We start from the raw sequence: 26,267 nt of genomic DNA, 5'->3' as shown, positions 1-26,267 counted from the left end.
AACGACAAAAATTTAATCATTTGGTTTTCATGATGAAATACAAAAAACTTTTGGCTGCACAAATTTAAGTATCTTGCTTATTTAGCACCCATTTTTGCATAATATCTGCCAATTCCGGCTTTTTCACCGGTTTGCTGAGATAATCGTTCATGCCAGCATCAATGCAGCGATCTCTGTCGCTTTTCATGGCATTCGCTGTCAATGCGATGATGGGGATTCCGCTGATTGTGGTATCCAATGACCGAATGATCCGCGTGGCTTCCAAACCGTCCATTTCAGGCATTTGCATATCCATAAAAACCAGATCGTAAGGAATTGATTTTACTGCCGTAACAGCTTCTTTTCCATTTGTGGCACAATCAACGCGGCAGCCCAGTTTTTCCAGCATTCGCGACGCGACCTTTTGATTTACAACATTGTCTTCTGCCAACAGCACATGCAATTTGCGGCGATGTTGCTCGGCAATTGAGTGTCGTGTGAGTATGGTTACATTATCAACCGCTGCGTTGCTCTGACCAAGAATCGTAACCAAAACGTCATGGAGCTGCCATTGCTTTAGCGGCTTGGTTAAATATGCCCGGAAACCGATATTTTGCATTGCCTGTGCATCGCCACGCTGACCAACAGATGTGAATAAAATCAGCGCCAAATCATTTATGAGTGTATCTTCCTTTATTTTCTTACCTAATTTTTCACCACTCATGCCGGGCATCTGCATGTCAAGTATGGCTATATCAAACGGCTTGCCATCCATTGTGGACTGACGAAGAATTTGCAAGGCTTCCTCTCCATTTGCAGCTTCGGCAACGGCGCAACCCCAGCTTTCCAATTGCAACCGTAATATTCGCCGATTGGTGGGGTGATCTTCAATCACCAAAAGCCGTTTATCTTTAAGGTCCACATGAAAATGGTTTGGTTGCGCAGGCACATTTTTGGGGGTGCCAAGCACCACATTAAACCGGAAAATGGAGCCCCTCCCTTCTATGCTTTCCATTGTAATTTCACCGCCCATCAGCTCCACCAACTGTTTGGAAATTGCCAAACCCAGCCCGGTTCCCCCATATTTGCGAGTGGTGGAAGCATCGATCTGTGAAAAAGATTGAAAAAGTTTGTCTTGTGCATCGCTCGAGATACCGATGCCGGTATCTTTTACCGTAAACAAAAATCGCAGCTCTGAATCCGTTTTTTCAATCAAATCCCCGAATATGGTCACTTCGCCTTTTTCTGTAAATTTGATGGCGTTGTTCGCCAAATTGATCAATACTTGTCGCAGCCGCCCCGGATCGCCGTTAACATATCCATCAAGTCCCGGTTGAAGCGTACAGAAAAAATTGATTCCTTTTTCCTGAGCTTTAAAAGAGAGCAAATCTACAATATCATCCAGCATTGTGCGTAAATCGAAATCGATATACTCCAGCTCCATCTTCCCGGCTTCGATTTTGGAAAAATCCAGAATATCGTTTACGATTGCCAGCAATGCGTCTGCTGAATTTCGCACAGTGTTGGAAAATTCCCGCTGTTCATTATCCAGTTTGGTTTCCAGTAACAGACTGGTCATTCCCATAATGCCATTCATCGGTGTGCGAATTTCATGGCTCATGGTTGCTACAAATGCACTTTTAGCCTGAGACGCTGCTTCCGCATCATTTTTGGCTTTTATCAATTCATTTTCCATGCGCATATGGTTGGTTATATCAAATGCGGTTCCCAAAACAGCGGGTTCTCCTTCGTATTCAATTTCAACTATTTTTAGCGAAACCCATACGACAGACCCATTTTTTGGCTGCACCATTAATTCATATTGTGGTGGGGCATTGGAAGAATTATTCAGACGGGATAAACCTCTATTTTTAATCAACTCGCGCATTTCCGGATGGATCAGCTCCCAAAATGGCATTTCAAAAAGTTCTTCTCGAGTATAACCGGACAGATGTTCAAATTCAGAATTTACATATAAATAGTTTTTCCCACGGTGAATAAATATTGCTGCCGGTGAAGCTTCGGAAAGCGCCCGGAATTTTTTCTCATTCTCTTCCAGCGCTTTTGTGGTATTCCGTAAATCGCTCATATGCTTGTCCCTAACATACATGGCAACGGCAGCAGGAGCGGTAACAATCAAAATCATGCTTGATAAATGCAAATGTTGAAATATCTGTCCATTAACAAACAACCCGTTAAACAAAAGCAGTAAAATAGTAAGTGCAGAAAAAACAGTAAGATGAGAAGCCCGTTTTATTACAACCGTACATGCCAAAAACTGGATAACAAATCCCAGTCGCACTTCAGATACATCCAGATCGTTTCCTTTAAGCGTCATTAGAATGGCGTTTAACAGAAAAATATAAAGGTAGGTAAAGGGGATTAAATAGTGTTGGGAAAATCGTTTATTGAACGAAAGCCCAAATGCGCTTATTGATAAGAGTATTAAAAACACGCGAGCTTCAACAGGATCGTTAATTTCGGGCATCGTGTAATGATACAAAAGCCCCATAACAATCGTTAGTATTGCTGCAACAAAAGTGAGAATACGTATCTTTTTTATTTCGAGAGAGGTAGCCAGAAAATTTTCCATGATGCTCAATTTTCAGCGAAAGTTTTGCTTTGCTTTTGTTTTAAAAATTATGAATCCATATTACAATTGTCTCTCTCATTCTCGACAATTTCAATAATAAATTGAAGGTTACCTCTCATTTGAGCAGCTCAATATGGGTTTATCAGCGCTTTGCGCGGATGATGTATTGATATTCCAGCAACTCCGTTTCGATCTCAAATTGAGAAAATCCCGCCGCTGCCAACTCCTCCCGCACCTGCGCCTCGGTGATTTTCTTTTCAACCGGCGGACCAAACGGCATCTCTTTTTTGAAAAAATCGATCACGATCAGCTCGCCGCCGGGTTTCAATCCCGCCAATACTTCTGCGAAATACGCGGTGCGATTTTCGATGTGGTGATAAGTATTCACGATAATTGCGATATCCACTTCCGCCGGTGCCAGCGACGGGCTGTCGTACGGCAATTTTCGCAGCGAGATGTTCAGCGAATCGAGTCCCTCTTTTTCGACTTTTTCACGGATGTAATTCTGGAAATCGTCATCCACATCCCCGGCGATGACGCTCGCGCCCGCTTTCGCCAGCCGGAATGTGAAATATCCGGTACCCGCGCCGATGTCCAATATTTTTTTGCCGGACACATCGCCGATGTATTCGAGCACTTTCTCCGGCTGCTGATAGGCATCGCGCTCCGGTGATTCGAAACGCTGCACCAGTTCCTCAAATGATGATTTGTGCATGTGATCATTTGCCGATCCACTGGCTTCGTGTGCAGGATGTTCATGTTTGTCATGCATGCACGCTGCAAACAGCAGCACTGCAATCATTCCCGTAATCAAAATGTTCATAAAAGTTCCTGTTTTTATTAACTGATATTTGCCATAGAGCCGCAGTGTGCACGAATAAAAAAATGTTTGTTAAATTGTCATTCCTGCGAATGCAGGAATCTCCTGAATTTTCTCCCAAAAATGTTTTTTGAATACCCGAATTTTTTACTATCAGTAAAGGTTACAACCACTCCGCAGCTTTGGTGCGCTCGCCGCCGGCGTCGCCGGTATTCACCGTTCCGGCAGGTTCAATCAGCATAATGTGGCATTCCTCCGCCGCCACCGGCAGATGCTCCACTGTTTTCGGCACAACGAACATCTCGCCTTCGCGGAGCTGCACTTCGCCATCGCGGAAACGGATGGTCAATTCGCCGTGCAAAACGATGAACGTTTCGTCGGTTTCCGCATGGCTGTGCCAGACAAATTCACCCTGTATTTTCGCCAGTTTGAAGTGGTAATCGTTCATTTGCGCGATGATTTTCGGCGACCACTGCGCATCAATTTTTGCAAGTTTTTCTTTGAGATTTATTGAATTATATATCATGATTGTCTCGAAATTGGTTTTAACATTAGACACATCGGTACCGTGCGCCATTGGTTTATCGCAATAGTACCAGTTTGCCAGATTTGATTTGCGCATTCGCCCGGATGCTGTAAAAATAGATGCCGCTGCTCACCGCTGCGCCGGATTCGTTGGTAGCGTTCCAACGAATTTCGTGCGCTCCCGCCTTCACTTGCTGCGCCAGCAAGGTATTGATTTTTCTGCCGGTTACATCAAAAATTTGAATGGTAACATCAGCGGATTTGGGCAACGAAAAACGTAGTCGCGTTTCCGGGTTGAATGGATTCGGATACGCCGGCAGCAGCGTCAGTTCATCGGGCAAAACAGCATTTTCCACCGGATCGACAGCGGTGATTTCCGAAATATACGGTGTGAAACTCACCAATCCGTAGCCGCTGTCATCCACCTGATGCACAATGCGATCCTCGATGCTGTCCGGGTCTGCGGTGCCCCACCAGTTGTTTTGCGCCACAATCGGCAGCGCATTATTGTTGAACAATTCGTAGCGATTATTGCCAATGCCGTTACCGAGAAAATAATTGTTGCCGTCGTCGGTTGTGTCCGGATTGTCCACATTGCCTAAGTTCGGCTGCCCGCCGTTGATGATTGCCACGCCGAAAAAATGCCCGGAAATTTCGTTACCGGTGATAATCGGCGCGTTGGTACCGTTGCTGGCGATGCCGAATCCCCACAGCAGCGTATCGGGATTGATGTTGTTATTGCGAATAATATTGTTTTTGATTAGCGGATTGGCGTTCACCTGATAACACAAAATCCCGTAACCGCAATTTTCGATGGTGTTGCCTTCAATGAGTGCGTTGGAGGTATTCCAAATGGAAATACCGCCGCTTTTGTCGTATCCGCCAATGATGTGGTTGTTGCGAAGCACCGGGGAATTTTCGCCCTGTAAACCTATGGAAATAATGGTGTAAGGGCTGGCATTTTCGAAATTGTTTTCGGTGAATGTGCAACCTTCGATAGTCGGTGATGAGTTCACGGTCATCGTTACTGCGCGCTGGCGATTTTCGGTGATCAGGCAGTTGCGGAACACGCTGTTCGTACCAAATAAATCGATGGCAACTTCGCTGGTGCGGCGAATGACGCTGTTTTCCACCAGCACATCGGCGCTCACCACATCGATCGCGCGTTTGGCGTATTCGATGCGGCAATAATTCATCTCGAACGCGGAGCCGCTGTCCGTATCGCGGAAAATCAGCCCGTAAAAATCGCCGTAATTCTGGTTTTGCGAAGTGATGATAATCGAATCCGTTTCCGTGCCAATGGCGAACAGCGCGCCGTTGATGTGCAGCTCCGCACTGCCGGATGTGTCGGTAAAAATAAGCGTATCGCCGGGCAGCAGCGTGAGCGTATCGCCGGTTTGCACCTGCACGGTTTCATTCACCAGATAGCTCCCGTTTGCGCCGGTAACCGCACCGCCGGCATTTGCAACCAGGCTATCCGCCGTGAAATGGACACCGGTTCCCGGCGTAATGTAATCCGCGAACAGCGGTGCATTCAGCATCGCAATTGCCATCAAAAATTTTATAATAAATCGATTATTTACAACAATTTGCATATTCAAAACAAACCTCATCATTTTGATTCGATAAAACAACGTTACAATAGAATTAACCGCAGAGTGCGCAGCGATCGCAAAGAATTCCGGCAAATTCCTCTGCGGCCTTTGCGCACTCTGCGGTTAATATTTTTCAAAATGCGATTATTTTTCGATGGGAAACAATTCGTCGAGCTTGAAATATTTGAAGACGGTGTAGGCTTTGTCGCTCATTCCGGAGATGCGCATGCTGCGGCTTTTTTTCTTCAATTTGCCGTGAAAATCGATGACCGCGCCGATGGCAGAACTGGTGATGCCGGTGACATCCGAAAAATCGAGCACGGCTTCATCGAACGATTCCGCCAGCCGTTTGTCGAAAAATCCGCTGAGGTCGATCGTTTCGGCATACAAAATATCGCCGTGAAACGAAATGTGCATCGTGTTGCCGTTGATTTCGAAATCAATTTTCATTGTTGCTCCGGGGAATTTTTTTTGCCGCAAAGGCGCGATGTGCGCGATGGTTTTTGTTTTTTTGGGCGAACACCGTTCGCCCCTACCTTATCCTTTATCCTTTACCCTTTACCCTTTACCCTTTATCCTTTACCCTTTATCCATTATCCTTCAATAAGTGCCAATAAATTTCCACCACTTTTTCCGCCAACGGCTGGACACTTTCCGGTGAGTTGCGGTTGGTGAGCACAATCACTGCAAAATTGTCGTCCGGGAATCGCTGGAAGCAGTTGCGGAACCCGCGCGTGCTGCCGTTATGGTGGATCCGGCGATGCCCATCCACTTCATCGATGCGCCAGCCGAAACCGTAGGTTTCCAGATTGGGCGTGTATGCCAGTTGCATCGTGGAATCACCAACGAGCGTGTTGGCCAGCAATGCTTGATCCCATTTGAACATGTCTTCGAGCGAGCTGTAAATGCCGCCATCGCCGAGTACGGCGCTGGTGCTGCTCTGGTCGGTAAATTCGATGGAATCTTCATGCACGGTGTAACCGAAAGCGCGATTGGGCACTGAATTGTAGCCGTTCACAAATGCCAGCGTGTTGCTCATACCGAGCGGCTCAAAAATGCGGGTTTTCAGGAATTCGGGATAGGGCATCGCACCGATTTTCTCGACGATCATCGCCAGCAGCGCGTAACCGGTGTTGCTGTAGCTGTAATCGCTGCCCGGTGCAAAATAGGTTGAATCCTGCGCCATCATCATCGCCAGCGCGTCGCTGTCGTGCACCTGCGCGGTGGCGGTATCCGGCATCAGGCTTTCGTAATCGATCAGCCCGGAAGTGTGTTGCAGCAAATTGCGAATGGTGATCTGCTTCCCATATTCGGGAAAATCCGGGAAAATATCGCAGAGCGTGGCATCGTAGGTGAGGTAATCATCTTCGATGAGCATCAAAACGCACATCGCCGTAAAGGCCTTGCTCACGGACGCCAGCCGGAAATTGGTTTGCGGCGTGATTGGCGTTTGCGATTCGAGATTCGCCATCCCGTAGGTTTTCGTCAAAACGGGTTTGCCGTTGTGAATGACCATCACGGCAGCGCCGGGAACGTTGCCGGTGTATGCCGCAAACACCTCATCTACCTGTGCTGCGGGCTCTTTTGTGCAGGAAATTGCAGTCATTGCAATCAGTCCGAAAATGAAGATTGTTAGTGTTTTCATACGCTGAACTTACGGGTAGCGCCCGATAAACTCAACACGCATTTTGATAATTTTGGCGCTGTTTTTTGACAAATAGCCTCGTTTCATCGCAGAATCAAACGCTGCGTTCAATCACCTGCTCTGATGTGAGCCCGAAAATCGGAGGTGTTTGCACACCCAGCATTCCCAGATAAATATACAATTGACCGCGATGATGCACCTCGTGTTCAACCATTGCTCGCAACCACTTCCAGACAGTTATCTCAACATCTCCGGGGGTTTTACATTTTTTCAACAAATCCTCGTTGGTCAATTTTGAAAAATTGCCAGCGATTCCGCATGCAAATCGTCGTAAAACCGGATGGTTTCTTCATACCCATCGGCATATTCAATACCGCATCCATTGTAGGAACTGGGTCTGAACCGGACTGTCTCCGCATACATATTCCGTTCGATCAATGCCAGATGCCGGATAATATCACCGATGGTAAATTTGCCGGGACGGTATGTCCACTCCATCTGATTCGATGGGATATAATTGAAAAGCCGCCGGGTTCGCTCTTTGATTTTTGAATAGTAGTTCAAAAAGCTGCCGATTTCCGTGATTTCCATTGCTCTCTCCTGCTATCCGGTTTCCAAACGCTTGATTAGCCATTTCGCCGTTTTTTGGCGAAAGCCAGCAATTCATCGGCTGAAAGGCAGTTGAGAATATCATTTTTGGTGAGCCAGCCTTTGCGAGCGATGCCGATGCCGTATTGCATGTCATCGAAACCGTCGGTGCGGTGCGCGTCCGGATTGATGGCGATTTTTACACCTTTTTCTTTGGCGTATTTGCAGTGGCGCCAGTCGATATCCAGCCGCAACGGATTTGCGTTGATTTCGATGCAAACGCCCAGATCCGCCGCCGCATCGATCACCGCAGTGTGGTTCACCGGATAGCCGTCGCGCTTCAGCAGCAACCGACCGGTCATATGACCCAATATGGTTGTATACGGATTTTGCAATGCACGGATAATCCGATCGGTGCCTTCGCTTTCGCTCATATTGAATTTGCTGTGAATGCTGGTGATCACCAGATCGAAAGTTGCCAGCACGTCGTCGTCGTAATCCAGCGAACCGTCGGACAAAATATCGCATTCGATGCTTTTGAGAATGCGAAACGGCGCGAGTTTTTTATTCAATTCGTCAATTTCCGCGTGCTGTTGTTTGATGCGCTCGACACTCAATCCGTTGGCATACGCCGCCGCTTTGGAGTGATCGGAAATCACCAGATATTCATATCCGCGATCGATGCAGGCCTGCGCCATCTCTTCGATGGTGTTGGCGCCGTCGCTCCAGGTGCTGTGGTTGTGGATCATCCCGCGAATATCGCCCGGTTCGATGAGCTTCGGCAGCGTTTTCGCCTGTGCAGCTTCCACTTCGCCGTTGTTTTCGCGGAGTTCCGGCGGCACAAAATCCATCCCCAGTTTCGCGAAAATTTCCGCTTCGTCTTTGCACAAAATGCGCTCTTCGCCGCGAAACAACCCGTATTCGCTCACCTTCATGCCTTTTTTGATGGCCAACTGGCGCATCGCCACGTTGTGCTCTTTGGAGCCGGTGAGGTGATGCAGCAGGTGCGGATATTCCGCATCGGAAACGATGCGGAGATCGGAATAAACGCCGCCTTCCAGCACAATTGTCGATTTTGTGTCGCCTTTGCTGACCACATTTTCGATGTCCGGCAGCGTGGTAAAATGGTTCATTATCGCGGCGCGATCCTCGTCTTTGGCGCTGGCAACAATGTCGATATCTTTCACGGTTTCTTTTTTGCGGCGCAGGCTGCCGGCGAGTTCGCAGCGGATCACGCCGGGAAAATTTTTCAGCGCATCGAACAATTGCTGCCCGATTTCCATTGCCGTGGAAATGTGGTGGCGATCGGAAAATTTGCGCATCAGTTCGATGTTCTGCAGAATTTTTTCCTGCGTTTTCGCGCCGAAACCTTTCATCCCGGAAATTTTGTCGGCTTTTGCGGCTTCTTCCAGCGCCTCGATGCTGGTGATATTCAGCTCGTCCCACAGCGCTTTTATTTTTTTGGGACCGAGCCCCTGAATGTTGCTCATTTCCAGCACGCCGGCGGGCACGGATGCTTTCAGGGTTTCGTATTCCTCAAACGGCTCGTCGTTGAACAGGGTGACGATTTTGTCCGCCATGCCTTTGCCGATGCCTTTTACGCCGGTCAATCCGCCGGATGCGATCAGCGATGCCAGCGATTCATTGAGCGTTTCCAACGCCCGGGCGGCGTTTTCGTGCGCGCGCACTTTGAAAATGTTCTCGCCTTTCAGCTCCAGCAGCACGCCCATTTCTTCGAGCACCGCGATAATTTGTTTTTTATCCATAATGATTCGCCAATATTTTTCTGATTGATTTTGAGCTAACAACATAGCAAAATGCACGCTTTAACAAAAGTCAATATTGCTGAAAATTTTGTTGCGACGGGCAACGCCCGCCGGTCGCGATTGATAATTGCAACATCCGGTTTGCCTGCTGGCACGTATATTCAATGACAAAAATACCAAATGCTTCGATTTCCAAAATCCGGCAACCAAAACCATTCCCGGAGGACAGACATGATCCATCCCCGATTGGCGTTTTTGACAGCCAAAATTTTTGCGCTGGCGATAATTTTCACCGTTTCAACCGTGATGGCGCAGCCGGAAGGCGGCGTTCGCGGCACGATTACCGACACAACTACCGGAGAAGCGTTGCCCGGCGTGAACCTTGTGCTGGAAGGCACGGTGCTCGGCACTGCCTCTGCTGCAGACGGCAGTTTTCTGATCGATCACCTGAAGCCGGGAAATTACACGCTGGTTGCCTCGCTGCTCGGCTACGAAAAAATCTCGCGGGCGCTGACGGTGCAATCGGCGATACTCACCGTCGACCTGAATTTAGCGCCAAAACCGGTGGATATCGGCGAAATTCTGGTGGAAGACGAACGGGTGTATTCCGCCGCGTCATCGCGATCGGTGCGGAAATTTGATCTGCAAACCCGCCCGAACCGCTCCGCACAGGACATGCTGCAAATGGCGCCGGGGCTGATCATCGCGCAGCACGCCGGCGGCGGCAAAGCGGAGCAGATTTTCCTGCGCAATTTCGATGCGGATCACGGGACGGATGTGGCGCTTTCCGTGGACGGCATTCCGGTGAACATGGTATCGCACGGTCACGGACAAGGCTACGCCGATATGCACTTCCTGATTCCCGATGTGGTTGACGGCATCGACGTGCACAAAGGGCCTTATTTTGCGGAATATGGCAATCTGGCGACCGCAGGAGCAGTCAGTTTTTCCACAAAAGATCATCTTGAAAATAATGAAGTTAGGGTCGAAGGCGGCGAGTTCGGCACCAGCCGGATCACCACGCTGCTGCAACTGCCCATCACCACCGGCGGGATGCAGCCAAGACACCAGGGCGCGTATTTCGCGGGACAATTTTACCGAACGGACGGACCGTTCGACAGCCCGCAGGATTTCCAGCGGTTCAACCTGTTCGGCAAATTTCATTCGCACCTTTCCGCGAACAGCGAACTGGCGTTTTCGGCCAGCGCATTCAGCTCCGCATGGGATGCCACCGGGCAAATTCCGCAACGCGCCGTGGATCGCGGGCAAATCAGCCGTTTCGGCTCAATTGACGATCTGGAAGGCGGGACGACCGCGCGCCAAAACATCAATCTGCAATACACGATGCAGGGCGCAAACAGCAGCGAATTTTTTATCCAGTCGTATTTCACGAGCTATAATTTCAAGCTGTTTTCCAATTTCACGTTTTTTCTGGATGACCCTGAAAACGGCGATATGATCGAACAGATCGACGACCGGAACATGATCGGTTTCAACAGCCGCTACCGTTTCAACAATCATTTTGGGAATGTGTGGACGGCTACGACCATCGGCGGCGGCTATCGCGCGGACGAAGTGCAGGTGGAGCTGTGGAAAAGCCCGGATCGCATCCGCGATCATTCGCTGGTGGATTCGGATATCAGCGAACGCAATTTTTTCTGTGGATGCAGCAGGAGTGGATTTTCAGCAAACTGTTCCGCATGCAGTTCGGGCTGCGCGGGGATTATTTCACCTTCAACGTGCAAGATCATTTGGACGGGACACCTGCCGGAGCGGAGAGCGAATTGCCGCATGCTTCCGGATTTGCGCAGCAGCGCATCCTCAGCCCGAAGCTGAATCTGGTGCTTTCGCCGCTGCGAAATGTGGATTTGTTCGCCAATTTCGGCAGCGGTTTTCATTCGAACGATGCGCGGAATGTGGTGATCAGCCAGCGCATTTCCGAAATTTACCGGACGCAGCAGCGGCAGGGATTGAGTGAAGCCGAAATCAGGCAGGTGTTGCAATCGCGCAACTTCGACCCGGATCAGCGCGATGTGGAAACGCTGCCGCGCGCAAACGGTGCGGAATTTGGCGCGCGCAGCCGGTTGTCCGATCGCATCAATATTAGTGCGGCGCTGTGGTATTTGCATCTCGAACGCGAATACGTTTACGTCGGCGATGCGGGCACCACCGAACTGAGCGATCCCACCGAAAGAATGGGCATCGATCTGGAAGCGCGGGTGCGGCTGCTGCCGTGGATGTGGGCGGACGCGGATGTGAACATTTCCGACGGCAGAATTGTCGATGCGCCGGACGGCGAAAATAATATTCCGCTGGCACCGAATCTCACAACCACCGGCGGTCTGACGGCGATCCATCCGGCGGGAATCGAAGGCAGTTTGCGTTACCGGCACATCAGCGATCGCCCGGCAAACGAGGACAACAGCGTTGTGGCGTCCGGCTACACGCTGGTGGATGTGTCGCTCGGTTACCGGCTCGGCAACATCAAATTTTTGACGACGCTGGAAAACCTGTTCGATGCGGACTGGAACGAGGCGCAATTTGATACCGAAACGCTGCTGCGCGGTGAAACCACGCCCGTTTCGGAAATCCATTTTACGCCGGGAAATCCGCGCAATATTCGTTTCGGCATCAGCTATTTGTTTTGATCTCGCAACAACAATCGATATCTTTTTTCGTAGAATGATTGATTGTTGTTCATCAATTTAAAAGGTATCGAAATGATAAAATTACAATATCTCGATCACGTGGCGATCAACGTCGCGGATATGGAAAAATCTGCACGGTGGTACGAAAAAGTGCTCGGGCTGAAGCGATACACGTTTGAAGAATGGGGTGATTTTCCGATATTCATGCTCTCCGGGAAAAGCGGTGTTGCTATTTTTCCCGCAAAATCTGACGAACGAATGAGCAGCAGAGGAATAAAAATTGATCATTTCGCGTTCAATGTGGACCAGGAAAATTTTGAGAAAGCCAAATCGCATTACGAAGATTTGGGTATCGAATGCCGGTTTGCGGATCACCACTTTTTTCAATCAATTTACACCACAGATCCGGACGGACACACCGTTGAGTTGACAACTTTGGTTGTGGATGAAAAAAGTTTTTTTAGGTAAATATTGCTGTTTTAGCAGCGCAGTTAAACCAATAAATAACAACAGGTTCATAAATGAGCGATATTCGAAATTCAACTGTCCGGGCAACCATTTTGGACAGAATTGCCAGGCTGACACCAGAAGCGCAGCGGCAATGGGGAAAAATGACCGTTTCGCAAATGGTTTGCCATTGCACGGATCAAATGCGCATCGCGCTCGGCGAAAAAACGGCGGCGGATTTCGGCAATTTTTTGCACAAAACGATCATCAAATATTTGGTAATTAACGTGATTCGCGCACCGAAAGGCAAAATCAAAACCATCAGCGAGCTCGACCAGGACCGGGAAGGCACGCCCCTGTAAATTTCGAATCGGACAAACAATTGCTGGTAGACATCATCGAAAAATTTGTTCAACGCAGCGAAACCGGCACATTCACGGCGCATCCGGTTTTCGGAAAAATGACCAACGAAGAATGGGGTAAGCTGGCGTATAAGCACCTCGATCATCATTTGGAACAGTTTGGGGTTTAGTTTTTATTCTACTGTTGGTAGTACGCACTAATTATTTTGCCAGAAAGACACGGAGACGGTTCGAATGGTTATCCTTTGAATCGCAGTGTCACAGATTTATCAGTGGATCTGGATATCCATCCCTTTACGTTGTATCGCTTCAAAGAATATCGCGACCAGGGAGAGCATTTTTTCGCGGCAATGGCAACCTTCCGCAGAAGCCGAGATTCGCCGGTTAAAGCGGGAGTTAGCCCGCACCAAAGAGGAGCGCGACATTTTAAAAACTTTATCTTCTTCTTCTCAAGGGACGACAGATGATCTATCCCTTTATTGATCAGCATTGTCATCAGCATTCGGTTCGTTTCTGTGCCAGGTGTTCAAGGTTTCAATCGAAAGCGGTTACTCGAATTTATCGGCAACGCCCGGAAAGTATGCGACAACGTGCCAATGAAGCCTTGCTCAGCCAGATTCGCCTGACCTTTCGCGAACACAAACAGCGTTATGGCAGTCCTCGAATGACTGCAGCATTAAAGAAAAGAGGCGTTTGCTGCAGCGAGAACCGTGTCGCAAGGCTCATGAAAGACAATCACTTACGGGCAAAGATGAAAAACGTTTTATCAAGACAACCGATTCCAAACACGGTCTGCCATTAGCCACCGACCGGGTGCAGCGCGATTTACAGCAGAACGCCCCAACCAGATCTGGTTATCGGATATCACCTACATCCGCACCTGTGAAGGGTGGGTGTATTTGGCTGCCATTCTCGATGTCTATTCCCGCAAGATTGTGGGATGGGCGCTGGAGGATCACCTGGGAGAAGCGCTGATTCATCAGAGCTTGAGTCGGCGTTATCCTGTCGCAATCCCGGGGTCGGGTTGATCTTCCACTCTGATCAGGGCAGTCAATATGCTGCTGCCAGCGTGCGGTTCAGGCTTAAACACGAAGCGATCCTCAAAAAGTATGAGCCGCAAAGGTGACTGTTATGATAATGCCATGATGGAATCCTTCTTCAGCACCCTGAAGCGGGAGTTGATTTTAGATCGTTCTCCCTTTATTAATATACGGGATATGAAAATCAATTCATCCAACTTTCATCCTTCATCCTTCATCCTTCATCCATTCAGATATCCTTCATCCTTCATCCTTCATCCTTCATCCTTCATCCTTTATCCTTCATCCTTCATCCTTTCATCCTTCATCCTTCATCCTTCATCCTTCATCCTTTATCCTTTATCCTTTTCCTTTTTCCTTTATTTTACTCTCCAAATCCCCCCGAAACTTTTTGCATATTCAGCATTTTCTTAGTACAGTTACTATCTTTCGTAATGTGTAATTTTTGGAAGTAAACAACCGGAGAAAACAATGAACTATCCAAGTATATTCAACGATGTATTGGGTCCGGTAATGCGCGGGCCATCCAGTTCCCACTGTGCGGCATCGCTGCGCATCGGGCGGCTCTGCCGGGATTTGATGGACGGGCAGATCGAAAGCGCGTTAATCGAATTTGATCCCAACGGATCGCTGGCAACCACCCACGACAGCCAGGGTTCGGACATGGGATTGTTCGGCGGATTCCTGGGCTGGGAAGCACATGACGAGCGGCTGCCAGGTTTTCGGCAAGCCATTGCCGATGCCGGTATCGACATCGATATCCGGATCGTTCCGCTGAAATATGATCACCCGAATACCTATCAAATCACCCTGAAAAATTACCGGGAAACGCGCCAGATGATCGCGATTTCCACCGGCGGCGGCATGATCGAAGTGATCGAAATCGATGGCGCAAAGGTGTCCATGGCCGGCGATTTTTTTGAAACACTGGTGTATATCGAGCAGGGAAAAACGCCGGAAAAAGTTCGCCGTTATCTGGAAGCAACCGTACCGAGCGACGAGATTTCCTTCCGCAAAGGCAGCGCCGGTTTTATCCAAATCAGCGCGCAGCAGTTTCCCGATGATGACATCATCGCAGAGTTGCTGGCAATGGACGAAGTTGTATCGGTGAAAAAACTGGCACCGGTTCTGCCGGTGCTGTCGCGAAAAAATCTGTCCGTGCCGTTTATCACCTGCGAAGAAATGCTGGCATACAATCAGGATAAACAATTAAATTTATGGGAATTAGCCCTCCATTACGAAAGCGCGCGTGGCAATATTTCTCACGAACAAGTACTCTCGCAAATGCGCGATTTGGTTGCAATCATGCGCAACGCGGTGGATACCGGACTTCGCGGCACGCATTATGATGACCGCATTCTCGGCTGTCAATCGGGCAATTTCAAAAACAAAATGGAGCAGCGTCAACTGGTGCAGGGCGATGTGCTGAACACGATTATCCTGTTTGTCACATCAATCATGGAAGTGAAAAGCTCGATGGGTGTGATTGTTGCGGCGCCAACGGCCGGCGCGTGCGGCGCATTGCCCGGCGCATGTCTGGGCGCTGCGGATGCGCTCGGTCGCAGTGAGGAAGAAACCGTCAAAGCGATGCTGGCGGCGGGAATGATCGGCGTGTTTATTGGCGCACGCCTCTTTTGCGGCGGAGGTCGGCGGCTGTCAGGCGGAGTGCGGTTCCGGCGGCGGCATGGCGGCGGCGGCGATCGTCACGTTGATGAACGGCACGCTGAACCAGGCGATTGCCGCATCGTCCATTGCGCTGCAAAACTCATTTGGGATGATTTGCGATCCGGTGGCGAATCGCGTGGAAGCGCCCTGCCTCGGCAAAAATATTATGGCAGCCAGCAATGCACTGTCCTGCGCCAACATCGCGCTGGCGGATTACGACCACCTCATTCCCCTCGACGAAGTGATCGACGCGATGGACAAGGTTGGCAAAAGCATTCACAGCGATTTGCGCTGCACGGCGCTCGGCGGACTGTCGATCACCAAAACCTCCAAAGCTATCGAAGCGCGTTTAAACGCCAATTCCCCGGCGCCCAACGTAACCACAAAGTTCAAAATTTGTTGAAAACATTTGATAACCGCAGAGAGCGCTGAGGGCGCAGAGTTCACCGAGAAAAATTACATGAATATTCTTAATCCTTTTCGGTTTTCTCCGCGGACTTCGCGAACTCTGCGGTTAAAATTTTTAGATAAAAAAACGACCCATTCACAAAGAGGCAGAGACACCCATGACCCCCAAACGGTTATTTTTAATTCTCATTTGGAGCCTAATCACCACACTGGCAACAGTGGCGCAACAGGACCCTTCGCTGCTTTCGGTGGAGCGGATATTTACCAACCGGGATTTCCGGGCGGAAACATTCGGTCCGGCGCGCTGGCTGGATGGCGGCAGCAGCTACACCACGCTGGAAAAATCTGCCGATGACAGCGCAGGAATGGACATCGTAAAATACGACACGAAATCCGGCAAACGCAGTATTCTGGTTTCTGCAAAACAAATGACGCCAGACGGTGCGACAAAGCCATTAAAAATAGACGCTTACGAATGGTCGACGGATAAACAACTGCTGCTGCTGTTCGCCAACACCCAACGCGTGTGGCGATACAACACCCGGGGCGATTATTGGGTGCTGAACCTGAAAACCGGCGCACTAAAACAGTTGGGTGGCGATGCCAAACCGGGCACGCTGATGTTCGCCAAGTTTTCGCCGGACGGCAGCCGTGTTGGATATGTGCGGGAAAACAATGTGTATGTGGAAAATTTGCAAAGCGGTGCCATCACCGCGCTGACCAGCGACGGCTCGGAAACCATCGTCAACGGCACATCCGATTGGGTGTACGAAGAAGAATTCGGGCTGCGGGACGGCTTCCGCTGGAGCCCGGACGGGCAGAAAATTGCCTACTGGCATTTCGACAAATCGGGCGTGGGCACATTTTACATGATCAACAATACGGACAGTTTGTATTCGCGTCCCATTCCTCTGGAATATCCGAAAGTGGGCACCACCAATTCCGATTGCAAAGTGGGCGTAGTCAGCGCCAGCGGCGGGGAAACCACCTGGTTTGCGGTGCCCGGCGATCCGCGCAACAATTATATCCCTTGGATGGAGTGGGCGGACAACTCATCAGAAGTGCTCATCCAACAGCTCAATCGCCTGCAAAATACCAACACCGTGTGGCTGGGCAGCGTTGCGGACGGCTCGGTGAAAACCGTTCTGATCGATAAAGATGACGCCTGGGTGGAAGTCAACGAAGATGTAAAATGGCTGGATGGCGGCAAAGCCTTCACCTGGCTGAGCGATCGCGACGGCTGGCTGCACATGTATAAAATTTCCCGCGACGGCGGAAAAATAACCCTGCTCACGCCCGGCGATTACGATGTGGTAAAAGTAGAAACCATCGACGCCAAAGGCGGATGGGTGTATTTCACGGCATCGCCGGATAATCCCACCCAACGCTATCTGTTCCGGGTACCGTTGAATGGCGAGGGCACACCCGAAGCGCTGACGCCGCAGGATCAGCCGGGAACACACGCCTACCAGATTTCACCGGATGCCAAATGGGCGTTTCAAACCTACTCCACTTACGAAACGCCGCCGGTGGTTTCGCTGGTGAACCTGCCCAACCATCGCCGCCAGCGGGTGATGCTGGACAACAAAACATTGCGCGAAAAGGTTGATGCTCTCAAAAAATCGCCGGTGGAATTTTTCCGCGTATCGATTGGTGATGGCGTTGAACTGGACGCATGGGAAATGAAACCGCCCGATTTTGATCCCGCAAAAAAATATCCGCTGTTCTTTTTTGTTTACGGCGAACCCGCCGGGCAAACCGTGCTGGACCGCTGGTTTGGCAATCGCTACCTCTGGCACCTGATGCTGGCGCAGCAGGGCTATGTGGTCATGAGCGTGGACAATCGCGGAACGCCGGGACCGCGCGGGCGCGACTGGCGGAAAAGCATTTATCGGCAAATCGGGATTCTGGCTTCGCAGGATCAGGCGGCGGCAGCAAAGAAAATCCTCAAAACCCACAGCTATCTGGATGCGGATCGCGTGGGCATCTGGGGCTGGAGCGGCGGCGGCTCCATGACGCTGAACATGATGTTCCGCTATCCGGAAATTTATCACACCGGAATGGGCATTGCTTTTGTGAGCAACCAGCGGTTGTACGATACGATTTATCAGGAGCGCTACATGGGTTTGCCGGATGACAACGTGGAAGGCTTCACCAACGGTTCGCCCATCACTTATGCGCAAAATTTGAAAGGCAATTTGCTGATCATTCACGGCACTGCCGATGACAACGTGCATTACCAAAGTTTCGAAAAATTGGTGAACAAGCTCATCGAACACAACAAACATTTCACGATGATGGCATATCCCAACCGCTCCCACGCCATCCGCGAAGGCAAGGGCACCTCGCGACATTTGTATGAATTGATGACCCGCTATCTCAACGAAAACCTGCCTGCAGGGCCAAAACAGGAGTAACAGAATGTTCGGAATAACCAATTACGGCGCATTTATCATCGCGGGCATTTTGCTGAACCTGACGCCCGGACCGGACACAATGTATATTTTGGGGCGGAGCATTGCGCAGGGTAAAAAAGCGGGTGTGCTTTCGGCTATGGGTATTGCATCCGGTAGCCTTGTTCACACGTTGGCGGCGGGATTCGGATTGTCCGTGTTGCTCTCACAATCGTTGCTGGCGTTCAATATTGTGAAATATTTGGGGGCGGTGTATCTCGTTTACCTCGGCGTCAACGCGATCCGCAATGCCAAACGCGCCGGCGATATCAGCGATGTGCGCAACCAGCTTTCCGGGCGAAGTATTTTTTGGTCCGGCGTGCTGACAAATATTTTAAATCCAAAAGTGGCGCTGTTTTTTCTGGCGTTTTTGCCGCAATTCATCAATCCGGCAAACGCGGGCAGCGCACTGCCGTTCCTGATTTTGGGCGCAACATTCATTTTTACCGGAACGATGTGGTGCCTCATTTTAGCGCTGTTTTCCAGCGCCATTGCCGTAAAATTACGGCAAAATTCGCAAATCAAAATCTGGCTGGAGCGTGTCACCGGATCGCTGTTTATTTTGTTGGGCATCCGGCTGGCGTTTACCCAAAAATAATCAACTGGCAGCTTTCGCTTTGCCATTCAATTGCTGGTGCAAATCCACCGGAATGTGAATGGTAAACGTGGTGCCTTCTCCCGCCTTGCTTTCCACATGAATATTCCCGTTGTGTTTTTGGATAATTTGATAACTTGAATACAGCCCGGTGCGCATTTTTACCCGTTCGCGTTCGTTGGAAAAACCCGGCTCGAACAAATTCGCCAGTTTTTCCGGCGGGATTCCCTTTCCGGTATCGCTAATGCAAATAACCACATGCCCGTCTTTTATTTTCGTTTCGATGGTAATTTTGCCATCCTGCGGCGTTGCCTGCACTGCATTTATCAACAAATTCATGAACACCTGATTCATCTGATCGGGAAAAATATGGACGGTAGGAATCTCGCCAAAATTCTTCTCGATTTTCATCGATTGCGGGATATCGTACCCGATCAAATTGAGCGTATTTTCCAACCCTTCGTGAATGTCCACTTTCTGGAACGCGGCCTGATCGATCCGCACAAAATTTTTGAGGCTTTGCACCAGCTTCATTATTCGGTCCGATGCGGTTCGATTGTTTTCCGTGGTTTGCGCGAGAATTTTCAATGATTTTTCCGATTCCAACCGGAGCGTTTCATTCACATGTGAGGCTTGCAGCAGCGCCATTAATTTGTCGGAAATGCGGCGGAGCACATCGCTGCCGCTGCGAATGCTGCCCACCGGTGAGTTGATTTCGTGAACAATGCCCGCCACCAGATTACCCAACGCAGCCATTCTCCCGGACTGGATCAGTTGTGCCTGCGTCGCATTCAACATTTTGATGGTTTCTTCCAGCTTATCGTTATTTTCCTTCAGCTCCACGTTGCGCAACCGGTAAATTTCAGCTTCTTTTTGCGAAGATTCCAGCTCGTACGCCTTGCGCAAATTCCTGATTTTTTTCTCTGTATCTTCGTGAAAAATCTCCTCTTCCAGTTCGTGAAACGCTTTCCAATTTTCCAGCGCCAGTTGATAATTTCCGGTCATTTCGTAATTATCCGCCAATGCTTTGTATGCCCGCGCCATTTTGGGTTTTGCTTTAATCCGGTGGGAAATTTGTAATCCCTGCTGGTAGGCATCCATTGCGGCATCGCAGATGTTCTGTTTTTTGTAAAGATCGCCCAAATCCAGCAATGTTGTTGCCTGACCGACAAAATATTCCAGTTTTTTGCGAATTTTCAGGCTGTCCAGATGATATTTTTCCGCGGTTTTAAAATCGTCAAATTGCTGGTAAATCAACCCGATATCGTTCAGCACCCGCGATTCGTTAAATTCGTGCCCGATTTCCCGGGTAATTTTCAGGCTTTGTTTTTGATACACCAGCGCGCGTTTGCATCGCCCCATTTGAAAATGAGTGTTGCCGATGCCGTTCAGCGATCTCGCTATTCCAACAATGTTTTCGAGCCGTTCGAACACCGCCAGCGCCTGTTTGAAATATTCCAGCGATTTTTCGTAATTTTTGAGATCGTAATAAAATCCGCCCATCGTATTGATCGCCCAGGCTTCGCCGTCCTCCATGCCGTTTTCGCTATACAGCCGGATTGCGCGGGAGCTGAGCTCAAAACCGCGCTCGAATTCGCCGATGCCCCAATACAAAATGCCCAAAAAATTGCAGGCATGCGCCTCGCCTTCGCCGTGATTGTTTCGCTGAAACCAGTCCTGCGCAGCAAGCAGATCCGGCAGTGCAGTTTCCACATCCGTTCGCCAGCTCATAATTCCGCGATTCAACCGTGCAAAGGCAAACCCCTCGTCGTAAGCCAACAGTTCGGAGAGTGCCAGGCCTTCCCGCGTATATTCGGTCGATCGATCTGGATCGGTTGTCCATAGCTCCCACGCCAACCGATTCAGCGCATCTACCCGTTCCCGGGTGCCCGGCGCAGCTTCGGCCAACTCGCGTTCGCGGAGATTTATTTTGGTGTTAATCATTCTGTCCATCATTTATCCTGATTGTATCGGTTATTTCGATAACCAACCTTTCGTTGTACTTCATTATTATTTTTGATAAACGTATATTCAAGTTGATGATTATGTTGTGCAAAAATTACAGAAAATTAATTTATCCGGTAAAATGCCACCCAAAGGTTACGAATGCTCCAAAGCTCCTTTTCGCCAAAAATGCTTCGGGAAGAAGCGCTCCAGCGGATTCGCGAAATACAGCGGATTCACCGGGTTCGCGCACCGGAATTCCCACCGGATTGCCATTGGCTGAACGCACCGCCACTCACATTAAAATCGCTGCGCGGAAAAATTGTGCTGCTCGATTTCTGGACGTATTGTTGCATCAATTGTTTGCACATTTTGCCGGATTTGCAATTTCTGGAAGAAAAATACGCGCGATCGCCGCTGGCTGTTATTGGCGTTCACTCCGGAAAATTCCCGAACGAACAAGATCCGGATAACATTAAAGAAGCCGTGCTCCGGCACAGCGTTGCCCATCCGATTATCGTGGATAGCGATTTGCAAATCTGGGATGAATACAGCATAAAAGCCTGGCCGACAGTGGTGCTCATCGACCCGGAAGGCTATATTATCGCCAGTTTTTCCGGCGAAGGCAATCTCGAAATTATGGATGCGTATATCAGCGCAGCGCTGGAAATTTATCGCGCCGGACAATTGCTGAATTACGTTCCGATTGTAACTGATCTCGAATCCAACTATCAATATTCACAAACACTTAGCTACCCGACTGGCGTATTGGCAGACGAAGCCGGAAACCGGTTGTTTATCGCAGATACCCAACATCACCGGGTGCTGGTTTGCAATTTGCGCGGCGATGTAAAAACCGTCATCGGTAACGGAAAAGCCGGTTTTCGCAATGGCGATTTTTCCACAGCCAGTTTCCGCGAACCTTGCGGAATGGCGCTGGTTGACGACATTTTGTTTGTTGCGGATGCCGGAAACCACACGATTCGAAAGGTCGATTTGCAGCACCAACTGGTGAAAACGGCTGCGGGAAACGGTGAGCAGGCAAAACCGCGTCGCCAAACCGGCGGCAAAGCGCTGGAAACACCGCTCAATTCGCCGTGGGATATTACGGCAATCGGCGAAAATTTGTATATCGCGATGGCCGGATTGCACCAAATCTGGCGGCTGAACCTCACCACCGGTATTGTGGAACCGTTTGCCGGCAGCGGGCGCGAAGCCAAACGGGACGACTCGCTGGCGATGGCGATGTTCGCCCAACCGGCTGCAATTTGCAGTGACGGACAGCATCTTTTTGTTGCCGATAGCGAGAGCAGCACCGTTCGCAAAATAGACCTGCAAAACGGAACTGTAGAAACGTTAGCCGGCGGCGACCTGTTCGTTTTCGGGGATGAAAACGGGCCGGGAGAGTTGTCGCTGTTGCAACATCCGATGGGTTTGGCGTGGTATTCCGGCAGCCTGTTTGTATCGGATACTTATAATCACAAAATCAAAAAGCTGGATTTGGCTGCATCCGAAATTCACACTTTTACCGGTAGTGAACGCGGCTATCTGGATGGAAAACGTCCGGTGTTTTACGAACCGTGCGGTATTAGCATCGCCAAAAATGCGCTGTTTGTAGCGGATACGAACAACCATCAAATTCGCAAAGTGAGCCTGAAAACCGGCGCTGCCAAAACGTTAATCCTGAAAGGATTGGGCGATGCGCTGGCACGTCAAAAAGGCGGCGCATTTTTTGGCAGACCCGCACCGCTGGAAGAAATTACGCTGCCACGCCAATCGCTGGCCAGCAACACAACCGTGGAAATTGCTGTGCACATCCACCTGCCAGACGGGCATGCATTTAACGGCGGCTCGCCGTTTGAATACGGCGTCATTGCCGATCCCAAATTATTTTCCGGAGAAACAATCAACCACATTCAGTCGCTGGCAGCACCGCAGGAACAGCGAGTAGTCGTCGGCACGACCGGCAACATTCGCGAGAATGGCGAAATTGGTCTGGAATTACGCTATTTTTATTGTTCGAGAGGTCGGAACAGCCTGTGCCTGTTGCGATCGGTCCAGTATCGCATCCCGGTGCGGATTTCAGCGGATGGAAAAAACCGGATTACCGTGGATGATCGTCCGCAGTAATCCGGTGGCAATGTGTATCAAAAACCAACTAGGTTTTGTTGCAAACTACCATTTCGCCCAACATTATCCGGCGGTTTTCTCGGCTGCTTTTTTCAGCTTTTCGTTGGCCATAATTGCCAAATCTACCCGGCGGTTTTGCTGGCGGCCATCAACAGTGTCATTTTCTGCAATCGGCTGTGCTTCGCCGTAACCCATTGTGGTAAAGCGTCGCGGATCGACACCCACGCTGGCCAAATATGCGGAAACAGCTTTCGCCCGACGCTCGGAAAGCCCCAGGTTGTATTCATCCGAACCGGTGTTGTCTGTGTGTCCTTCGATCAAAATATCCGTATCCGGATATTTATTCAGGATAGTTGCAAACTCTGCAAGTTCTTGTTTGCTTTGTGCGCCAAGTTCAGCTTTGTTCACATCAAACAACAAACCGGAGTTGAATGTAATTTTGATGCCTTCGCCCACGCGTTCTACTTTTGCGCCGGAAATATCCTGCTCAATTTCCCGAGCCTGTTTGTCCATATAATTACCGATGTATGCGCCGGCTGCTCCGCCAACCGCAGCGCCAATGATCGCGCCCAGAATGGTATTACCTGCTGCTTTACCAACCACCGCACCTGCCGCAGCACCGGAACCGGCACCAATCAATGCACCCCGTGCTTTTTTAGATGCGGAACACCCAACCATTCCAACAACCAGTGCCATCAATAACACATAAATGACAAAACGCTTCATAAACAAACTCCTTTATTTTGTGGATTTAATTTATTGACAATACAATACTGTTTTCGATTTAGTGAACAGCGATAATTTATATAAGTTTTGCCAATATTACATCGCCAAACATCACAATTTTGGCAAATCCCGCCCGTTGTGCTGTTTACAGTCTTTCCCGATATAGAAATTCTATTCATTTTTGTGTATTTTTTTGAAAAAACTATCAACTTTTTGTATTATCTACCTAAGTTAATACAGGATATATTTATTTAAAACGGTTTGAAACCAAAATTTTTTGTTAAACTTTTGGTTCCGCGACCGATCATATTAACTGATTCTAAAAGATACTGCTATCGTTATTTGATCCGCATTCGATTATTACGCTCGCTCGCCAATGCTCATTGCAGCAACTCGATAGCCTTTTAAATTGATTTCAGGGTTTGGGGAATTTCTACTGCTCGTTTTCCGCTTCGGTAAAATTGGGAAGGATAAATGAAAAATCGCTATGCTTCGCATTTGGTTTTGGCAGCGCTATGGTTAATGGTTTTTTCGATCAGCAGCCAGATGATGGTTATTTCACCGATTCTGCCAAATATCGCTACGGCTCTTGAAATATCAAAACCTCTTCAGGGCAGTCTTATTTCTGCATACGCTATCCCATTGGGAATACTGGCGTTTATCATAGGTCCTATTTCGGATAAAATTGGGCGTCGGCGTGTGCTCATCACCGGAACGGGAATTATGAGCATCACGCTTTTCATGCATGCCTTTGTTTACGATTACACCTCATTTTTGATCATCCGGATGTTGACCGGCGCAGCCGGCGGCTTGCTCAGCGGTGCATCAATTGCATATGTTGGCGATTATTTTCCCGCACACAAACGGGGATGGGCAAACGGCATTGTGATGACCGGTATCGCCGGCGGTTTTTCGCTCGGCATTCCTATCGGAACCCTGCTCGCAGAATTTGGAAGTTTTCGATATCCATTTGTAATGTTTGCCGTTACAATGATGATTGCCGCCGTGTTGATCTGGTTTTACCTGCCGCAGCCGAGCATTCGTAACCTCAATAAAAAACTCACACTTAGCCAAATAAAAGAAAATTATATTTCACTTTTTAAGCGTCCGGAATTGCTGGCACTGGCGGCATCGTTTGCGTTAATGAGTTTTTGCGTAGCGATGTATATGATTTTTCTGCCCACCTGGCTTACAGATACTTTTAAGTTAAATGGATATAGCATTGCCAGCATCGTTTTTGTTGCCGGTTTTTCCGGCGCAATTGTCAGCCCTTTTTCGGGAAAGTTGTCTGACCGGTTAGGCAGAAAAGTGTTTGTCGTGAATGCCTGCATGGGTTTATCCATTGCAATTGCCATGACCACCCTGTTTATCACCGATGTTTGGCTGGCGTATCCGCTGGTTGCATTGGCAATGATGCTGGACGCCGCGCGAATCGGCCCGTTTCAGGCACTCATTACCGAACTGGTTCCCGAAGAAACCCGTGGTACAATGGTCAGCCTTTCTGTTACGGTCGGTCAGCTGGGTATGGGATTTGGCGGGGCGTTAGCCGGATTCACGTATCACGAAATTGGCTTTGTTTACAACACCACTTTGGCGGCATTGGCGATTCTGCTGGTTGGAATTATCGTTGCATGGGTGATACCGGAAACCTACTCAAAATCCGACTCAGATAAAATGATGCCCAAAGAAGAACAGATCGGCGTGTTGTACGAACGGTTACCAAATCGCGGAGTTCTGGTTTGGGAAAAGAAAAAGTAATCTCTTTATTATCAAGAGCTTGCAGTAAATACTTCTTCGAACGCCCGGCGGGTAACATCATCAAACAGACATATTCGCACTTCGGACAAGCTGCTTTCCGGATGGTTATTCAAAAATGACGCAATCGTTGAAACGACAATTTTCGCACAGCGATCTTTGGGAAAACCGAAAATTCCCGAGCTGATCGCCGGTAAACTGATGGTGGAAAATCCCCGAGCAGACGCCAGTTTCAGCGAGTTGAGCACCGCATTTTCCAGCTTTTCATCCTCATTTCCCTCACCCCATCGCGGACCCACCGCGTGAATCACGAAATTTGCAAGAAGCGCACCGGCGCCGGTAATCGCCACTTCGCCGACCGGCACAAAACCGATGGCATCGCTTTCGCGCTGGATAATTGTCCCGCCTTTGCGGGAGATTACGCCAGCCACACCGCCGCCGTGTTGCAAATGGGAATTTGCGGCGTTGACAATCGCGTCCACAGCCTCGATGGTGATATCACCGTGTATCAATTTTAGCAGTTTTCCGCAAAAAACTTTTCGAGCAATTTCCTGATTTCCCATAGTTTTGTGCTTGTTTTTAT

Annotated in this window: 21 protein-coding genes and 3 pseudogenes; 12 read left to right on the top strand and 12 right to left on the bottom strand. The window is 49.3% G+C overall.

Going from position 1 to position 26,267, the window contains the following annotated elements; genetic code table 11:
- Nucleotides 1–64: 64 nt before the first annotated feature.
- From H6629_09270 to polX, 8 genes and pseudogenes are all read right to left on the bottom strand, one after another.
- Nucleotides 65–2,572 carry a response regulator gene (locus H6629_09270; GenBank protein MCB9067982.1) on the bottom strand — a complete coding sequence of 836 codons (2,508 nt, stop codon included), beginning with the start codon at nucleotides 2,570–2,572 and terminating at the stop codon, nucleotides 65–67.
- 142 nt (nucleotides 2,573–2,714) lie between these two features.
- On the bottom strand, nucleotides 2,715–3,374 hold the full coding sequence (locus H6629_09265; protein ID MCB9067981.1) for a methyltransferase domain-containing protein: 660 nt from the start codon (nucleotides 3,372–3,374) through the stop codon (nucleotides 2,715–2,717).
- Between the two features lie 181 nt (nucleotides 3,375–3,555).
- Nucleotides 3,556–3,918 carry a cupin domain-containing protein gene (locus H6629_09260; protein MCB9067980.1) on the bottom strand — a complete coding sequence of 121 codons (363 nt, stop codon included), beginning with the start codon at nucleotides 3,916–3,918 and terminating at the stop codon, nucleotides 3,556–3,558.
- A 55-nt stretch (nucleotides 3,919–3,973) separates the two neighbouring features.
- Nucleotides 3,974–5,518 (bottom strand): right-handed parallel beta-helix repeat-containing protein, encoded by a 1,545-nt coding sequence (locus H6629_09255; GenBank protein ID MCB9067979.1) that lies wholly within the window; start codon nucleotides 5,516–5,518, stop codon nucleotides 3,974–3,976.
- 138 nt (nucleotides 5,519–5,656) lie between these two features.
- Nucleotides 5,657–5,962, bottom strand: a complete 306-nt coding sequence (locus H6629_09250; GenBank protein ID MCB9067978.1) for an STAS domain-containing protein — start codon at nucleotides 5,960–5,962, stop codon at nucleotides 5,657–5,659.
- Nucleotides 5,963–6,098: 136 nt separating this feature from the next.
- Nucleotides 6,099–7,157 (bottom strand): beta-lactamase family protein, encoded by a 1,059-nt coding sequence (locus H6629_09245; protein ID MCB9067977.1) that lies wholly within the window; start codon nucleotides 7,155–7,157, stop codon nucleotides 6,099–6,101.
- A gap of 94 nt (nucleotides 7,158–7,251) precedes the next feature.
- Nucleotides 7,252–7,748, bottom strand: a pseudogene (locus H6629_09240) (DinB family protein).
- A 35-nt stretch (nucleotides 7,749–7,783) separates the two neighbouring features.
- On the bottom strand, nucleotides 7,784–9,511 hold the full coding sequence (polX, locus tag H6629_09235; GenBank protein MCB9067976.1) for a DNA polymerase/3'-5' exonuclease PolX: 1,728 nt from the start codon (nucleotides 9,509–9,511) through the stop codon (nucleotides 7,784–7,786).
- Between the two features lie 231 nt (nucleotides 9,512–9,742).
- Here polX and H6629_09230 point away from each other — a divergent pair, with 231 nt between their 5' ends.
- The 5 genes and pseudogenes from H6629_09230 (at nucleotide 9,743) to H6629_09210 (ending at nucleotide 13,138) form a co-directional block, all read left to right on the top strand.
- On the top strand, nucleotides 9,743–11,347 hold the full coding sequence (locus H6629_09230; GenBank protein ID MCB9067975.1) for a TonB-dependent receptor: 1,605 nt from the start codon (nucleotides 9,743–9,745) through the stop codon (nucleotides 11,345–11,347).
- Nucleotides 11,296–12,159 carry a TonB-dependent receptor gene (locus H6629_09225; GenBank protein ID MCB9067974.1) on the top strand — a complete coding sequence of 288 codons (864 nt, stop codon included), beginning with the start codon at nucleotides 11,296–11,298 and terminating at the stop codon, nucleotides 12,157–12,159. Before H6629_09230 ends, H6629_09225 begins: the two co-directional genes overlap by 52 nt.
- Nucleotides 12,160–12,231: 72 nt before the next feature.
- On the top strand, nucleotides 12,232–12,627 hold the full coding sequence (locus tag H6629_09220; GenBank protein ID MCB9067973.1) for a VOC family protein: 396 nt from the start codon (nucleotides 12,232–12,234) through the stop codon (nucleotides 12,625–12,627).
- A gap of 53 nt (nucleotides 12,628–12,680) precedes the next feature.
- Entirely contained in the window at nucleotides 12,681–12,968 is a 288-nt protein-coding gene (locus H6629_09215; protein MCB9067972.1) for a hypothetical protein, read from the top strand.
- A pseudogene (locus tag H6629_09210) lies at nucleotides 12,911–13,138 on the top strand (DUF1569 domain-containing protein). Before H6629_09215 ends, H6629_09210 begins: the two are co-directional and overlap by 58 nt.
- A 99-nt stretch (nucleotides 13,139–13,237) precedes the next feature.
- On the opposite strand, the gene H6629_09205 reads toward H6629_09210, so the two are convergent.
- Nucleotides 13,238–13,393: a hypothetical protein gene (locus tag H6629_09205; GenBank protein ID MCB9067971.1), complete on the bottom strand. Its 156-nt coding sequence runs from the start codon at nucleotides 13,391–13,393 to the stop codon at nucleotides 13,238–13,240.
- A 38-nt stretch (nucleotides 13,394–13,431) separates the two neighbouring features.
- Here H6629_09205 and H6629_09200 point away from each other — a divergent pair, with 38 nt between their 5' ends.
- The 5 genes and pseudogenes from H6629_09200 (at nucleotide 13,432) to H6629_09180 (ending at nucleotide 19,132) form a co-directional block, all read left to right on the top strand.
- Entirely contained in the window at nucleotides 13,432–13,770 is a 339-nt protein-coding gene (locus H6629_09200) for a transposase (protein MCB9067970.1), read from the top strand.
- Nucleotides 13,766–13,996: a DDE-type integrase/transposase/recombinase gene (locus H6629_09195; GenBank protein ID MCB9067969.1), complete on the top strand. Its 231-nt coding sequence runs from the start codon at nucleotides 13,766–13,768 to the stop codon at nucleotides 13,994–13,996. The genes H6629_09200 and H6629_09195 overlap by 5 nt, the downstream gene beginning before the upstream one ends.
- Before the next feature lie 483 nt (nucleotides 13,997–14,479).
- Nucleotides 14,480–16,076: pseudogene (locus tag H6629_09190) on the top strand (L-serine ammonia-lyase, iron-sulfur-dependent, subunit alpha).
- Nucleotides 16,077–16,239: 163 nt separating this feature from the next.
- Nucleotides 16,240–18,498 carry a S9 family peptidase gene (locus H6629_09185; protein MCB9067968.1) on the top strand — a complete coding sequence of 753 codons (2,259 nt, stop codon included), beginning with the start codon at nucleotides 16,240–16,242 and terminating at the stop codon, nucleotides 18,496–18,498.
- A 4-nt stretch (nucleotides 18,499–18,502) separates the two neighbouring features.
- Nucleotides 18,503–19,132 (top strand): LysE family translocator, encoded by a 630-nt coding sequence (locus tag H6629_09180; GenBank protein ID MCB9067967.1) that lies wholly within the window; start codon nucleotides 18,503–18,505, stop codon nucleotides 19,130–19,132.
- Here the strand turns inward: H6629_09180 and H6629_09175 are convergent, their stop codons facing one another.
- Nucleotides 19,133–21,082: a tetratricopeptide repeat protein gene (locus H6629_09175; protein ID MCB9067966.1), complete on the bottom strand. Its 1,950-nt coding sequence runs from the start codon at nucleotides 21,080–21,082 to the stop codon at nucleotides 19,133–19,135.
- A 180-nt stretch (nucleotides 21,083–21,262) separates the two neighbouring features.
- Between H6629_09175 and H6629_09170 the strand changes: the two genes are divergently transcribed.
- Nucleotides 21,263–23,203, top strand: a complete 1,941-nt coding sequence (locus H6629_09170) for a redoxin domain-containing protein (GenBank protein ID MCB9067965.1) — start codon at nucleotides 21,263–21,265, stop codon at nucleotides 23,201–23,203.
- A 63-nt stretch (nucleotides 23,204–23,266) separates the two neighbouring features.
- On the opposite strand, the gene H6629_09165 is transcribed toward H6629_09170, so the two are convergent.
- On the bottom strand, nucleotides 23,267–23,929 hold the full coding sequence (locus tag H6629_09165; GenBank protein MCB9067964.1) for an OmpA family protein: 663 nt from the start codon (nucleotides 23,927–23,929) through the stop codon (nucleotides 23,267–23,269).
- 474 nt (nucleotides 23,930–24,403) lie between these two features.
- Here H6629_09165 and H6629_09160 point away from each other — a divergent pair, with 474 nt between their 5' ends.
- A complete protein-coding gene (locus tag H6629_09160) occupies nucleotides 24,404–25,687 on the top strand; it encodes an MFS transporter (protein MCB9067963.1) in 1,284 nt (427 codons plus the stop codon).
- A gap of 11 nt (nucleotides 25,688–25,698) precedes the next feature.
- Here the strand turns inward: H6629_09160 and H6629_09155 are convergent, their stop codons facing one another.
- Nucleotides 25,699–26,247 carry a macro domain-containing protein gene (locus H6629_09155; GenBank protein ID MCB9067962.1) on the bottom strand — a complete coding sequence of 183 codons (549 nt, stop codon included), beginning with the start codon at nucleotides 26,245–26,247 and terminating at the stop codon, nucleotides 25,699–25,701.
- Nucleotides 26,248–26,267: the final 20 nt, after the last annotated feature.

Source organism: Calditrichia bacterium (assembly GCA_020634975.1).
Classification (GTDB): domain Bacteria; phylum Calditrichota; class Calditrichia; order RBG-13-44-9; family J075; genus JACKAQ01.
Note: the sequence above shows the minus strand (reverse complement) of the source record. Positions and strands in the feature narration are given on the sequence as shown.

Bases quoted from the DNA above. Each gene is read 5' to 3' on its own strand.
- H6629_09265 (MCB9067981.1), bottom strand. From the start codon at position 3,374: ATGATTGCAGTGCTGCTGTTTGCAGCGTGCATGCATGACAAACATGAA.
- H6629_09245 (MCB9067977.1), bottom strand. From the start codon at position 7,157: ATGAAAACACTAACAATCTTCATTTTCGGACTGATTGCAATGACTGCA.
- H6629_09230 (MCB9067975.1), top strand. From the start codon at position 9,743: ATGATCCATCCCCGATTGGCGTTTTTGACAGCCAAAATTTTTGCGCTG.
- H6629_09205 (MCB9067971.1), bottom strand. From the start codon at position 13,393: ATGTCGCGCTCCTCTTTGGTGCGGGCTAACTCCCGCTTTAACCGGCGA.
- H6629_09270 (MCB9067982.1), bottom strand. From the start codon at position 2,572: ATGGAAAATTTTCTGGCTACCTCTCTCGAAATAAAAAAGATACGTATT.
- H6629_09165 (MCB9067964.1), bottom strand. From the start codon at position 23,929: ATGAAGCGTTTTGTCATTTATGTGTTATTGATGGCACTGGTTGTTGGA.
- H6629_09180 (MCB9067967.1), top strand. From the start codon at position 18,503: ATGTTCGGAATAACCAATTACGGCGCATTTATCATCGCGGGCATTTTG.
- H6629_09220 (MCB9067973.1), top strand. From the start codon at position 12,232: ATGATAAAATTACAATATCTCGATCACGTGGCGATCAACGTCGCGGAT.
- H6629_09260 (MCB9067980.1), bottom strand. From the start codon at position 3,918: ATGATATATAATTCAATAAATCTCAAAGAAAAACTTGCAAAAATTGAT.
- polX (MCB9067976.1), bottom strand. From the start codon at position 9,511: ATGGATAAAAAACAAATTATCGCGGTGCTCGAAGAAATGGGCGTGCTG.
- H6629_09170 (MCB9067965.1), top strand. From the start codon at position 21,263: ATGCTTCGGGAAGAAGCGCTCCAGCGGATTCGCGAAATACAGCGGATT.
- H6629_09160 (MCB9067963.1), top strand. From the start codon at position 24,404: ATGAAAAATCGCTATGCTTCGCATTTGGTTTTGGCAGCGCTATGGTTA.
- H6629_09200 (MCB9067970.1), top strand. From the start codon at position 13,432: ATGATCTATCCCTTTATTGATCAGCATTGTCATCAGCATTCGGTTCGT.
- H6629_09215 (MCB9067972.1), top strand. From the start codon at position 12,681: ATGAGCGATATTCGAAATTCAACTGTCCGGGCAACCATTTTGGACAGA.
- H6629_09175 (MCB9067966.1), bottom strand. From the start codon at position 21,082: ATGGACAGAATGATTAACACCAAAATAAATCTCCGCGAACGCGAGTTG.
- H6629_09185 (MCB9067968.1), top strand. From the start codon at position 16,240: ATGACCCCCAAACGGTTATTTTTAATTCTCATTTGGAGCCTAATCACC.
- H6629_09155 (MCB9067962.1), bottom strand. From the start codon at position 26,247: ATGGGAAATCAGGAAATTGCTCGAAAAGTTTTTTGCGGAAAACTGCTA.
- H6629_09250 (MCB9067978.1), bottom strand. From the start codon at position 5,962: ATGAAAATTGATTTCGAAATCAACGGCAACACGATGCACATTTCGTTT.